Genomic DNA, 13,039 nt, shown 5'->3' on the forward strand with positions numbered 1-13,039 from the left:
TAGGCGAGGAATGTCGAAGAAATTCCAAACCTGCTTGGAGGTGCGTGGAGCTATGAAAGATGAAACCCTTTTCAATTTATCGTACGGAATGTATGCAATCGGCGTAAAGAACGGCCAAAAGGTCTCTGCGTGTATTGTCAACACGGTATTCCAAGTGACCAATACACCGAATGTGATCGCGCTCAGCATGAATCACGACAATTACAGCCATGAATGTATTGTGAAAGAGGGAATCTTCACGGTTTCCGTGCTCTCGGAAGACACCTCCGGGGCGGTGATCGGCGCTCTGGGCTTTAACTCCGGCCGCGATACGGACAAGCTGAAGAATGTCCACCATAAAATTTTGGTGGAGGGACTTCCGGTGGTCAAAGAGAATATCTGCTGCTGGCTTCTGTGCAAGGTGATCAACAGTGTGGAAACGCCGACGCACACCATTTTCTTGGCGGAAGTGGTCGCGGGGAGCGATACCTCTAAAGGAAAGCCGATGACGTACGACTATTACCACAAGGTAATCAAAGGGACGGCTCCGAAGAATGCGCCGACCTATCGGGCGACGGAAGCGGCAAACGACAAGAACGATGGCGAAAGTTTTATCTGCACAATTTGCAAATATGTATACGACGATCCCGATCTATCCTTTGAAGAATTGCCGGATGATTGGGTTTGTCCCATTTGCGGCGCTCCCAAAAGCGCTTTTAAACGGCAGTAATGGAATAGAAAAGCTCACTCCGAAGCGGCCCGGCCGCTTCGGGCGGGCTTTTTTTTTGGGTAGCGACGGCCTGTGACGGGCTGTATCTATAAAACATAACGGAATGAGGAGAGTAGGTATCATGTCAAGCAAAATTATCCAAGTCAACGAAAGGCCTCCCCTGCGGCAGGCGATCCCGCTTAGTATCCAGCATATGTTTGCCATGTTCGGCGCATCGGTGCTGGTCCCGTCTGTCTTCGGCATTGATCCCGCGATTGTACTGTTCATGAACGGCGTCGGTACGCTGTTGTTTATCCTGATTACAAAGGGCAGAGCGCCGGCGTATCTGGGTTCCAGTTTTGCCTTCCTTGCGGCGGGCGGCGTGGTTATTTCCAAGTACGGATTTGAGTATGCGCAGGGCGGCTTTGTGGCGGTCGGTATCTGCGGATGTATTCTGGCGCTGATCGTCTATAAATTTGGAACCAAATGGATCGACTGTGTGCTGCCTGCGGCGGCAATGGGACCGGTGGTCGCGTTGATCGGCCTGGAACTGGCTTCCACGGCGGCAAACAACGCGGGGCTGCTGGCGGAGACGGTCGACATGAAGAATGTGATCGTATTCCTGGTAACCCTCTGCGTGGCGGTTTTCGGCTCCGTGCTGTTCCGCAAGTTTTTCTCGGTGATCCCGATTTTGATTGCGATCATTGCGGGCTATGTCACCGCGTGCATCGTGGGCATCGTGGATTTCACGCCGGTGGCGGAGGCTTCGTTCTTCTCCCTTCCGCATTTTCAGATGGCAAAGTTCGACATCAACGCAATTCTTACCATGCTGCCGGTTTTGTTGGTAATTACCTCAGAACATATCGGCCACCAGATTGTCACCAGCAAGGTGATCGACCGCGATCTTTTGAAGGACCCCGGCCTGCATCGTTCGCTGTTTGCGGATAACTTCTCTACCGCAATTTCCGGTCTGATTGGTTCTGTGCCGACCACGACTTATGGCGAAAACATCGGCGTCATGGCGATGACCAAGGTGTACAGCGTTTGGGTGATCGGCGGCGCGGCGGCATTTTCCATTGTCTGTGCGTTTATCGGTAAACTTTCCGCATTGATCAGCAGTATTCCGGGCCCGGTGATCGGCGGTATTTCCTTCCTGCTGTACGGTATGATCGGCGCGTCCGGCCTGCGTATCCTGGTGGATGCAAAGGTGGATTACGGCAAGGCGCGCAACCAGGCGCTGACCGCGGTTGTGTTCGTAGTTGGCCTGTCCGGCATCGCGCTGAACCTCGGCGGCGTAGAGCTCAAGGGCATGGTGCTGGCCTGTGTGGTCGGTATGGTGATGGGGTTGCTGTTCTATATTTTTGACAAGTTCCATCTGACAAACGATCAGGACGACGAACTTGAAATAACCGCCGCGGAGGCGGGAAAAGCGTTTGTGGAAGAGCCCAATAAATAATGCTTTAAATTTTATAGGAGAGGTCCAGACTGCTGACAGGAGCGGCCTGGACCTCTTTTTACGTAAAATATTTGATATTTTCGCCCGGTAGAGGTAAAATGTTACAGTATGTTATAGAAATAGAAAAGGATTTGGTTGCATGCTGAAATTGGCGCGCTTTCTGAAAAAGTACCGATTACAGGTAATACTGGGACCCATTTTTAAATTGACGGAAGCCATATTTGAACTGATTGTCCCCCTCGTCACTGCACATATCATTGATAACGGCGTCCGCACCGGCGATGTGCAGTATGTCTGGCGTATGGGCGGCGTAATGCTTCTGCTCGGCGTTGTGGGACTGGGCTGCGCGCTGGTCTGCCAGAAAATGGCGTCCATTGCGTCGCAGGGGTTTGGAACAGTGCTGCGCGACGAGCTGTATCACCACATCAACACGTTTTCCCATACGGAAATTGATCGGTTTGGAACGCCGTCCCTGATTACCCGCATCACCAACGATGTCAACCAGTTGCAATACGCGGTCGCCATGCTGATTCGTCTGGTAATCCGCGCGCCTTTTCTGGCGCTGGGCGCGGTCATCATGGCGATGACCATTGACTTGCAGCTCAGTTTGGTGTTCCTGGTGGCGACTCCATTGATCGCGTTGGTGCTCTATGTGATTATGAGCCGTTCGGTTCCGTATTTCAAAGTCATGCAAAAGAAGCTGGATAAAATATCCCTGATCTCCCGGGAAGGGTTGAGCGGCGCCCGCGTGATCCGGGCATTTTCCAAACAGGAGAGCGAGGAAGAACGTTTTCAGCTGGCGGCAAACGAGCAGACGGATACGGCGATCCGTGTGGCGAAGCTTTCCGCGCTGCTCAATCCGCTTACCTACCTGATCATGAATTTTGCAGTTATTGCCATCGTATGGTTTGGTGGCAGCCGTGTCAGCGCAGGCGGTATGACGCAGGGCGAGGTGATTGCATTTGTCAATTATATGTCGCAGATTTTGCTGGCTTTGATTGTGGTGGCAAATCTGGTGGTCACGTTTACAAAGGCGGCGGCCTCTGCAGCCCGCGTCAACGAAGTATTGGATACGCAGCCTTCTGTGGTGGAAGGCTGCGGCGCGTCGGATCCGGTAAAGCGGTCTCCGAAAATCGCATTTGAACAGGTGAGTTTCTCTTACACCGGACATGCGGGAGAAAATCAGGAGAAATGCGCAGTAAAGGATTTAACCTTTACAATAGAAGAGGGACAAACCATTGGTATTATTGGCGGCACCGGTTCCGGAAAATCGACATTAATCGGCTTGATTCCTCGTTTTTATGATGCAACGCAGGGACAAGTCCGGGTAGATGGCATAAATGTAAAGGAATATACCTTTGCACAGCTGCGCGGCAAAATCGGTATGGTTCCGCAGCATGCAGAGCTGTTTTCCGGTACGATCGAGAGCAATCTCCGGTGGGGAAATGAAAAGGCGGCGCCGGAGGACCTGGACCGTGCACTGCGGATTGCACAGGCGAAGGAATTTGTCGACCGTTTGCCGGAGAGGCTGCAAAGCAAGGTCAGCCAGGGCGGAAAAAACTTCTCCGGCGGGCAGAAACAGCGTTTAACCATTGCACGCGCCCTGACGGGAAATCCGGAAATTCTGATATTGGACGACAGTGCCAGCGCACTGGATTTTGCAACGGACGCGGCGTTGCGGCGTGCTTTGAAGACCGAGACAAAGGGAATGACCGTTTTAATGGTATCTCAGCGCGCCAGTACCGTAAAAGCCGCGGATCAGATCATTGTCATGGACGACGGCAGGCTTGCGGGCATTGGCACGCATCAGCAGCTGATGGAACAATGTGAGGTATACAGGGAAATCTGCCTGTCCCAGTTGAGTAAAGAGGAGGCGGAGCGCGCATGAAACTGTCGGTTTTAAAGCGTCTTTTAAAATATGCGAAGCCGCATGCGGCCTTTTTAATGCTGGCTTTGGTCAGTGCGATCATCAGTGTTTCCCTTACCCTGTATGGGCCGATCCTGGTGGGGCGTGCAATTGACAATATCGTCGGTCCCGGGGATGTGGATCACCGCGCGATGATTCCGATTTTGATCACTTTGGCGGCGACGATTGTCATCAGCGCTGCGTTTCAGTGGCTGCTGGCCTACTGTACCAACCGTGTCAGCTATAAAACGGTGCGTGATCTGCGCGTCCAGACCTACGAAAAAATCAATACTCTGCCGTTAAAGTACATTGACGGGCATCCGCACGGCGATTTGATCAGCCGCATTGTCAATGATGTGGACCAGGTTTCAGATGGCTTGCTGCAGGGCATTACACAGCTGTTCACCGGCGTCGTCACCATTTTGGGTACCTTAATCTTCATGCTGACCATCAATCCGGTGATTACAGCGGTGGTGGTGCTGATTACGCCGCTTTCCCTCTTTGTGGCGGCGTTTATTGCCAAGCTGACCCACAAACAGTTTGTGGAGCAGCAGGCGACGCAGGGCGAGCTTTCCGGCTATGTGGAGGAGTTGATTGGCGGGCAGAAGGTCGTGAAAACCTTTCACTATGAAGAGCGGGCGGAGCGGAATTTTAAAGAGATTAACCAACGGCTGTACCGCTGCGGCGTCAAGGCGCAGTTCTATTCCTCTTTGAGCAATCCAAGTACGCGGTTTGTGAATGGCGTTGTCACGGCGGCAGTGGCGACCATTGGCTCCGTTTGTGCAATCACAGGTTGGCCGAGTCCCATCACAATCGGTCAGATTTCCAGCTTTTTAACGTATGCAAACCAGTACACCAAGCCGTTTAACGAGGTGACCGGCGTTTTGACGCAGATTCAAACGGCATTTGCTTCCGCGGAGCGTCTGTTTGCTGTTCTGGATGAGGAATCTGAAATTCCGGATGCCCCGGATGCGCTGGTTATGGAGCACTGTGAGGGCAATGTCGACGTACAACATCTGTCCTTTTCCTATGATCCCAGCCGAAAGCTGATCGAAAATATGAATATCCAGGCACGCAGAGGCGACCGCATTGCCATTGTCGGTCCGACCGGCTGCGGAAAGACTACCATTATCAACCTGTTGATGCGGTTTTACGACGCCAATCAGGGAAGCATTCTGGTTGACGGGCACAATGTCCGGGACATCACCCGCGGCAGCCTGCGGGGGCTGTATGGAATGGTTTTGCAGGAAAGCTGGCTGTTTTCCGGAACGGTGCGCGATAATATCGCGTATGGCAGGGAGGATGCCTCCATGGAAGAGGTGATTGCAGCGGCAAAGAAAGCGCACGCGCATTCCTTCATCATGCGGCTGCCGAACGGATACGAGACGGTCCTCTCGGAGGATGGCGGCAATCTATCGCAGGGCCAGAGGCAGCTTCTTTGTATCGCACGCGTGATGCTGGTGGACCCGCCGATGTTGATTCTGGATGAGGCGACCAGCAGCATCGATACCCGCACGGAAGTGAAAATCCAGCAGGCATTTACGGAGATGATGAAAGGCCGCACGAGCTTTATTGTGGCGCACCGTCTGTCCACGATCAAAGAGGCGGATCTGATCCTGGTGATGAACCAGGGCAGTATCATCGAGCAGGGAACGCACGAAGAGCTGTTGCAAAAAGGCGAATTTTATGCAAATCTTTACAACAGCCAGTTCGCAGCAAGCTGAGGTTTCAGGTAATATAAAGAAAATATTGTGGAAAATTGCATTTTTTGCGGTTATGCGTTATAATATCTCCGGTTGTTTCTCATATCTTTTCAAGGGAGGACATTATGAATAAAACGGAACAAAAAGACCTGCAAATTGCGGCCTGCAAAATCAGAATGGGCGCTATTGAAGGGGTTTATCATGCAAAATCCGGTCATCCGGGCGGTTCCCTTTCCGCGGCGGACCTGTTTGCGTACCTGTACTTTAAAGAGCTGCATGTAGACCCTGCGAATCCTACGGACGAAAACCGCGACCGCTTTGTACTCTCCAAGGGCCATTGCTGCCCGGGGCTGTATGCCGCGCTTGCACTGAAGGGGTATTTCCCGATGGATGAGCTGAAGAAACTGCGCCATATCGGCGCAATGCTGCAGGGACATCCGAATATGCTGGATACTCCCGGTATTGATATGAGCACGGGTTCTCTTGGCCAAGGCGTTTCTACCGCATGCGGCATGGCGATGGCTGCCAAGCTGGACGATAAGAACTACCGGGTCTATTCCGTGCTGGGCGACGGCGAGATTGAAGAGGGTCAGGTTTGGGAAGCGGCAATGTTTGCTTCTCATAATAAGCTGGACAACCTCTGCCTGATTGTCGATAACAATGATCTGCAGATCGACGGCAAGCTGGAAGAGGTTTGCAGCCCATATCCGATCGATGAGAAGTTCCGTGCGTTTGGTTTTGACGTGACCGTAATCGATGGCCACGATTTTGACGCGATAGAAGCGGCGTTTGATCACGCGAAGAGCGTGACCGGCAAACCCAGTGTGATTATCGCAAAGACCATTAAGGGGAAAGATGTTTCCTTTATGGAAAACCAGGTGGGCTGGCACGGCGTTGCCCCCAATCAGGAACAGTATGAGACTGCGATGCAGGACCTGCAGAAGGTGCTTGCTGAATTGGAGGCGAAATAAATGGCAGAGAAGATCAAGAAGGCAACAAGAGAAGGCTACGGTGAAGCGCTGGTGGAGCTGGCGGAAGAGTATCCGAATCTGGTAGTGCTGGACGCGGACCTCGCTGCCGCAACAAAGTCCGGCGTCTTTAAAAAGGCGCATCCGGAACGTTTTATCAACTGCGGTATTGCGGAAAGCAATATGATGGGTGTCGCAGCCGGCTTGGCCGCCTGCGGAAAGATTCCGTTTGCGAGCTCCTTTGCGATGTTTGCAACCGGCCGTGCCTATGAGCAGGTGCGCAATTCCATCGGTTATCCGCATTTGAACGTCAAGATCGGCGGTTCCCACGCCGGCATCTCCGTCGGCGAAGACGGCGCGACGCACCAATGCTGTGAGGACATCGCGCTGATGCGCACCATTCCCGGCATGGTGGTTTTGAATCCTGCCGATTACTATGAGATGAAAGCGGCTGTAAAAGCGGCGGTTACATATCAGGGGCCGATGTATATCCGTTTGGGGCGTTTGGCCATTGAAACGGTTAACAACAACGACGATTATAAATTTGAGCTTGGCAAAGGCGTTACGCTGCGCGACGGCAAGGATATTACCATTGTGGCGACCGGCCTGATGGTAGGCGAATCATTGAAAGCGGCGGAGCTGCTGGCGGCAGAGGGCATTGACGCGCGTGTAATCAATATCCATACCATTAAGCCGATTGATGAGGAATTGTTGATCAAAGCGGCAAAGGAGACCGGCAGAATTGTCACCGCAGAGGAACACAGTGTCATCGGCGGCCTGGGAGATGCAGTGTGCAGTGTGCTCAGCCAGCATTGTCCGACTCCTGTCACCAAGATCGGTGTCAACGACTGCTACGGTCATTCCGGCCCGGCAGTGGACTTGTTGGAGGAGTTTGGCCTTTGTGCTTCCAATATTGCAAAGGTTACAAAAGAAGCATTACAGAAATAAAAAACAAGGGCCTTCCCGCCGCAGACGCAGTGGGAAGGCCCTTGTTCCATGCTTTATAATACTTTTTGATAGAAGTTTGATTTTATAGAAGAGAAGCGCCGCAGGATCGTCCATGCGGCGCTTCTTTCATACTCAGAAGGGGATACAGTCGCTCTCATCAACACTGTATACGTCTTCCAAATCGTGTTCATATTTTTCAATGTATAAGGCGGAAGCCTTCTTGATGGTGGGAAGGGACTTCTGTACCGTGTTCATACAGCGCAGCCATTTCCAGATTACCCAGCCGCTGACGGCTGTGATTACCGCCGCCAGCACAACGGTAACGGCTCCGGCAATTCCCAGCCATTTTTTCAGGCATCTTCCTTTGTCAAAGTCAAACATGGTTGTTACCTCTCGCTTTCTTACATATGGATCAGTCGCCGAAAGATATCCCGATGTCGCGCCCGGTCTGGATTACATCGCAGTCCTTGGGGACGACCTTCAGCTTGCCGGCGACCTCCGCGAGCGGTACCGGCACAATGGCGCCGTTTTGCAGGCCCACCATGTTACCATACTGCTTGTTGGCAATCAGCTTTGCCGCCGCCGCGCCGAACCGGGTGGAGAGCACGCGGTCATATGGGCAGGGACTGCCGCCGCGCTGGAAATGCCCGGGAACCGTCACGCGGATTTCCTGCCCGGTTTTCTCGCCGATTTCCTGCGCCAGCCGGTAGGAAATAGACGGAAACTTCATATTGGCGCGGGCTGTTTTCAGCTCTTTCTTGGTCATTTTGGCCTCTTCCTGGGAGATGACGCCTTCCGCTACCGCCAAGATGGAAAAGCGCTTGCCGGCCTCATTGCGCTGCTTGATGGTTTTCACGACGCTTTCAATGTCGTAGGGGATTTCCGGCAGGAGAATGACGTCCGCACCGCCGGCAATGCCCGCGTACAGGGTAAGCCAGCCGACCTTGTGCCCCATGATTTCCACAATGAAAACGCGTCCGTGGGAGGTTGCGGTGGTGTGGATGCAGTCCAGGACGTTGGCGGCGATTGACATGGCGCTGTGGAATCCAAACGTCATATCGGTCCCCCAGACATCGTTGTCGATGGTCTTAGGCAGGGAGACGACATTCAGGCCTTCCTCACTGAGCAGATTGGCGGTTTTGTGTGTCCCGTTGCCGCCCAGCACCACCAAACAGTCCAGCTTCATCTTCTTATAGTTTTCCTTCATGTTTTTGACCTTGTCGACGCTGTTTTCGTCAATCACACGCATCAACTTGAACGGTTGGCGGGAGGTGCCGAGAATCGTGCCGCCAAGGGTGAGGATACCGGAAAAGTCCTCAGATTTCATGCGCTTATAGTTGCCCTCGATCAAGCCGCGGTACCCGTCGTTGATTCCATAAATTTCAACGTCGTTGTCAAATTCCACATACAATGCCTTGGCTACGCCGCGGATTGCAGCGTTCAGGCCCTGACAGTCGCCGCCGCTCGTTAAGATTCCGATTCGTTTCATAATCCACACTCTTTTCTTCTTTTATTTTCTCCGAAGCTTCTTTGTCGCGCATTCGTCCGGCTAGGGCTCCGGTAAAGAATCCATTGTTGTTATTCTGCACTGCTGCGGATGGGTTTATAGGGCTTGGAGGCGTCTTGTACGGGAATTTCCATGTCCTTTACTGCTTTCTGTGCCATTAAGGAGAATTCTACATGGGAGTTGTGGGAAACCTTTCCACGGCGGTCAATGTGCTCGTAGGAGGTGTCCGGCTGCAGTACGCGCGCGTTCATGTTGTCGCTCAGCATGGTGTCGAGAATGCCGAATGCACGCTCCTTGAGGTCCTCGTCCTCGATGGGGAAGACCAGTTCCACGCGGCGGTCCAGATTGCGGGGCATCCAGTCCGCGCTGCCCATATAGATTTTCGGGTTGCCCGCGTTTTCAAATTGGAAGATGCGGCTGTGTTCCAACAGCTGACCCACGATGCTGATGACCGTGATGTTTTCGCTGATGCCCGGCAGCCCGGGTACCAGGCAGCAAATGCCGCGTACAATCAGTTGAATAGGCACGTTGGCCTGTGAGGCCCGGTACAACAGTTGGATGATCTCCGCATCCACAAGGGAGTTGACCTTGGCGACGATCCCGCAGGGAAGACCGGCCAGGGAATTGCTGATCTCCTTTTCGATCATGCGGACAAAAAAGCTGCGCAGCCCGTGCGGCGCAACTGCAAATTTGTTGTAATCCGGCGGGAGAGAGTATCCGGTCAGCACATTGAACAGGGAGGATGCGTCCCGTCCATAGGGTTCCTTGCAGGTAAATACGCCGACGTCCGTATAAATTTTTGCGGTGGAGTCGTTGTAATTGCCGGTGCCCATGTGCAGGTAACGCCGGATGCCGTCTGAATCGCGCCGCACCACCAGCAGAATTTTGCAGTGTGTTTTTAATCCCGCAAGGCCGTAGATGACATGGCAGCCGGCTTCTTCCAGCTTTTTGGCCCACAGGATATTGTTTTCCTCATCAAAGCGGGCTTTCAGCTCGACCAGTACGGTCACCTGTTTGCCGTTTTCCGCCGCGCGGATCAGCGCCGCGATGATGGGAGAATGCCCGCTGACACGGTACAGGGTCTGCTTAATTGCCAGTACGTTTTCATCCTCCGCGGCCCGGCGCACAAAGTCGACCACGCATTCAAAGCTTTCATAGGGGTGGTGGACCATCCGATCCTTTTCCCGGATGGACTGGAAAATATCGTCGCTGCCCCAGAAGGCGGCGGGCGGGTAAACCGGCTTGATCGGTTGAAAGCAAAGCGCCTCGCAACCGGAAAGGTTTGCAAATTTAGAGAGGAATGTGAGATCCAGCGGACCCGTCACCTCGTAAATACAGCTCTTATCGATATCGAGCATCTCAATCAGGAATTCCTTTGTCTCCCGATCGCTCCGCTGCAACAGTTCCAAGCGGACCGGTTTGCCCCTTTTGCGCCGCTTAATGGACTTGACGATCTCGCTCATGAGATCTTCAGCCTCTTCGTCGATCTCCAGGTCGGAATTGCGCGTCATGCGGAATGGGCAGGTCGCCTGAATGTCGTTGAGCTCAAACAGCGCCTCCAGTTTGTAAGTAATGACGTCCTCCAACAGGACGAAGGTGCGGCCCTCCTTACTGGGAACTTCCAGAAAACGGGAGAGAATGCCGGGAACCTGTACTACGGCGAAATAGGATTCTTCCTTTTTATCGCTCTTTAAACGAACCGCGATGTTCAGGCTTTTGTTTGCCAGAAGCGGAAACGGGCGGCTGCGGTCCACCGCCAGCGGCGTCAGGACGGGAAACAGAACCTTGTCAAAATAGCCGGAGATAAAGGCGATCTGCTCGTCATTCATGTCGTCCGGCGTGACAAAGTGAATATTGTTCTTCTTTAAAGCGGGGACAATAGAGCGGTGCAGGCAGGAGTATTGCCGCTCCACAAACCCGTAGATTTTTTCATTCAACAGGGGAAGAAGCTTGGCGGGCGTCAGGCCGGAATCGTCCGCCTGGCCGTAACCGGATTCCACCTGCTCCCGGACGCCGGCGACACGGACCATAAAGAACTCATCCAGGTTGGAGGCGGTGATTGACAAAAAGCGGATGCGCTCCATCACGGGGTTTTCTTTTTCGAAGGCTTCTTCCAGCACACGGGCGTTGAAGTCCACCCAGCTCAGTTCGCGGTTGATGTAGGGGAACCGCTGTTTCTCGGTTCGTTCGTTTTTTTCGTTCATAGGAACCACGCAGTCCTTTCTTCATTTGGCGCCGTCGGTTACAGCATCTTGGATTTAATAGTTAATTCGGGGTTGATGCCGAATACTTCTTTGAAGAAGGGCGCAGTTTGTTCAAACGCCCACTTTTCCAGATAGAGGTTTTGGTCGCTTTCCCCGGTGATGATCAGGCGTTCCCGTTCCAGACGGACTTTGATATCGTCCAGCTTTTGCATCTGGGACTTATCCAGCGCGTTTGCCAGCCGGAAGATCGCCACCAACTTGGAAACAACCAGGCGGTTGGCTTCGCTCAACCCGACAAAAGCAATATCATCAAAATTGGGAACGTCATATTCGTTGTACCGGGCGACATAAGCGATGATATGCATTTCCTCGTCCGTCATGCCGTAAAGGTCGATGTTCTTTAACAGGTCAAACGAGCTGGAAAGATGGTCCTTGGCGTTGACGTAATGCCCGCAGTCGTGCATGATCGCAGCCAGCTCCAGCAGGAGCCGTTTGCGTTTGTCAAGGCCGTGGGTGCCTTTCATCTTGTCAAAGAGCTTACAGGCAAATTTACGGATGTTTTCCGTATGTTTTTCGTTCGCATTGTAAGTCCGGGACATGGCCTGTGCGCAGGAGATCGCGTTGACACGCACATGTTCAAAATATTCGCCGCTGCTTTTGGGAATCAGCATCTGCTTCATCAGGGCAAACCAGAGGTCCACCTTCGGCGCGATGACCGTATTGGACTTGACGCACTGGATCAGGCGCACGTAAATGGCCAAAGCGGAATAGAGCAGCTCTGCGCTTTCTTCCTCAATGCCGAAGCGGTCACTGATCTTTTCCCGCGAGAGCGAGCGGACTTCTTTAAACAGATTTTTGATCTGTTTGGCCTCAATGATATAGCGGTCGTTTTCCGGTTCCACACCGCAGATTTTTGCGATCAGTTCAATCTCGTTGCCGGTCAGAACCAGGCTTTGCAGGCCGCCCTCCACCTGTGGCAGCGGGATGCGGCCCATGATGGATTCCAGATATTCTTCCACGACCACGTAAAAGTCTTCTGTTTCCTCCTGTATATTTCCAAGCATGTCGTGCAGCTTTAAGGCGCCCATCGGCACATTCTGGGAGAAGATCATATTTTTTCCGTCGAAGACAGACAGCCCGATGGTGCCCGCGCCAATATAGGAGATGAGCGCATTGCCGATCTTCTTTTGCTCCATGGTTTGCAGGGAGGAGAGGATTTCAGAATAGATCAGCGTTTTTTCCTGGTCGTCCTCCAACACCTCCACCGTCATATCGTTCTGAATTTTTAGCTGGTCTACAACGTAGGCGCGATTTTTTGCCTCACGCAGAGCAGTGGTGGCTACGACCTTGTACTGGTCGGTACCGTACTCCGCCATAATCTCACTGTAGCCCTGTAAAATGCCGGAAAGCTCGCGCAGGCTTTCAAAACGAATTTTTCCCTCGGTAAAGACCTCATGCCCCAGGCACAAGGGATATTGCAGACGGTCCAAGCTGACGATTTCTCCTTTGCGGAGCTGGCAAATCCGCATTTTCAGCAGATTGGAGCCGATGTCGATGACGGCAGCAATTTTCCCGCCTTTCTTCTTGTTCATTTGTACACCGTCCGTTCCTGTTGTAGTTTGTTGAACCATAAAAGCGTTTTCACGTTGTTTTATAGTT

10 protein-coding genes are annotated in these 13,039 nt (G+C 52.8%); 6 read left to right on the top strand and 4 right to left on the bottom strand.

What is annotated here, in order from left to right:
* The first annotated feature begins 52 nt into the window (after positions 1-52).
* From BN2106_RS06580 to BN2106_RS06605, 6 genes are all read left to right on the top strand, one after another.
* Complete coding sequence (locus BN2106_RS06580) at positions 53-709, top strand: flavin reductase (RefSeq protein WP_050697792.1); 657 nt, start codon at positions 53-55, stop codon at positions 707-709.
* A 121-nt stretch (positions 710-830) separates the two neighbouring features.
* Positions 831-2,144: a uracil permease gene (gene uraA / locus BN2106_RS06585; RefSeq protein WP_456236314.1), complete on the top strand. Its 1,314-nt coding sequence runs from the start codon at positions 831-833 to the stop codon at positions 2,142-2,144.
* Positions 2,145-2,283: 139 nt separating this feature from the next.
* On the top strand, positions 2,284-4,032 hold the full coding sequence (locus BN2106_RS06590; protein WP_050697793.1) for an ABC transporter ATP-binding protein: 1,749 nt from the start codon (positions 2,284-2,286) through the stop codon (positions 4,030-4,032).
* Positions 4,029-5,774 (top strand): ABC transporter ATP-binding protein, encoded by a 1,746-nt coding sequence (locus BN2106_RS06595; protein ID WP_050697794.1) that lies wholly within the window; start codon positions 4,029-4,031, stop codon positions 5,772-5,774. Before BN2106_RS06590 ends, BN2106_RS06595 begins: the two co-directional genes overlap by 4 nt.
* Positions 5,775-5,875: 101 nt before the next feature.
* Positions 5,876-6,724 (top strand): transketolase, encoded by an 849-nt coding sequence (locus tag BN2106_RS06600; RefSeq protein ID WP_330379820.1) that lies wholly within the window; start codon positions 5,876-5,878, stop codon positions 6,722-6,724.
* Complete coding sequence (locus BN2106_RS06605) at positions 6,725-7,669, top strand: transketolase family protein (RefSeq protein WP_050697796.1); 945 nt, start codon at positions 6,725-6,727, stop codon at positions 7,667-7,669.
* Between the two features lie 132 nt (positions 7,670-7,801).
* Here BN2106_RS06605 and BN2106_RS06610 read toward each other — a convergent pair whose 3' ends face one another.
* The 4 genes from BN2106_RS06610 to BN2106_RS06625 form a co-directional block, all read right to left on the bottom strand.
* On the bottom strand, positions 7,802-8,050 hold the full coding sequence (locus BN2106_RS06610; protein WP_050697797.1) for a hypothetical protein: 249 nt from the start codon (positions 8,048-8,050) through the stop codon (positions 7,802-7,804).
* Between the two features lie 31 nt (positions 8,051-8,081).
* Positions 8,082-9,158 (bottom strand): 6-phosphofructokinase, encoded by a 1,077-nt coding sequence (locus BN2106_RS06615; protein ID WP_050697798.1) that lies wholly within the window; start codon positions 9,156-9,158, stop codon positions 8,082-8,084.
* Between the two features lie 89 nt (positions 9,159-9,247).
* Complete coding sequence (locus BN2106_RS06620; RefSeq protein ID WP_050697799.1) at positions 9,248-11,380, bottom strand: RNA degradosome polyphosphate kinase; 2,133 nt, start codon at positions 11,378-11,380, stop codon at positions 9,248-9,250.
* 38 nt (positions 11,381-11,418) lie between these two features.
* A complete protein-coding gene (locus BN2106_RS06625; RefSeq protein WP_050697800.1) occupies positions 11,419-12,972 on the bottom strand; it encodes a Ppx/GppA phosphatase family protein in 1,554 nt (517 codons plus the stop codon).
* Between the last annotated feature and the right edge of the window lie 67 nt (positions 12,973-13,039).

It is taken from the genome of Anaeromassilibacillus senegalensis (assembly GCF_001261775.1).
GTDB classification, from domain to species: domain Bacteria; phylum Bacillota; class Clostridia; order Oscillospirales; family Acutalibacteraceae; genus Anaeromassilibacillus; species Anaeromassilibacillus senegalensis.

Excerpts from the sequence above, each read along its gene's own strand:
- BN2106_RS06605 (WP_050697796.1), top strand. The coding sequence starts at position 6,725 with ATGGCAGAGAAGATCAAGAAGGCAACAAGAGAAGGCTACGGTGAAGCG.
- BN2106_RS06580 (WP_050697792.1), top strand. The coding sequence starts at position 53 with ATGAAAGATGAAACCCTTTTCAATTTATCGTACGGAATGTATGCAATC.
- BN2106_RS06610 (WP_050697797.1), bottom strand. The coding sequence starts at position 8,050 with ATGTTTGACTTTGACAAAGGAAGATGCCTGAAAAAATGGCTGGGAATT.
- uraA (WP_456236314.1), top strand. The coding sequence starts at position 831 with ATGTCAAGCAAAATTATCCAAGTCAACGAAAGGCCTCCCCTGCGGCAG.
- BN2106_RS06620 (WP_050697799.1), bottom strand. The coding sequence starts at position 11,380 with ATGAACGAAAAAAACGAACGAACCGAGAAACAGCGGTTCCCCTACATC.
- BN2106_RS06590 (WP_050697793.1), top strand. The coding sequence starts at position 2,284 with ATGCTGAAATTGGCGCGCTTTCTGAAAAAGTACCGATTACAGGTAATA.
- BN2106_RS06615 (WP_050697798.1), bottom strand. The coding sequence starts at position 9,158 with ATGAAACGAATCGGAATCTTAACGAGCGGCGGCGACTGTCAGGGCCTG.
- BN2106_RS06625 (WP_050697800.1), bottom strand. The coding sequence starts at position 12,972 with ATGAACAAGAAGAAAGGCGGGAAAATTGCTGCCGTCATCGACATCGGC.
- BN2106_RS06595 (WP_050697794.1), top strand. The coding sequence starts at position 4,029 with ATGAAACTGTCGGTTTTAAAGCGTCTTTTAAAATATGCGAAGCCGCAT.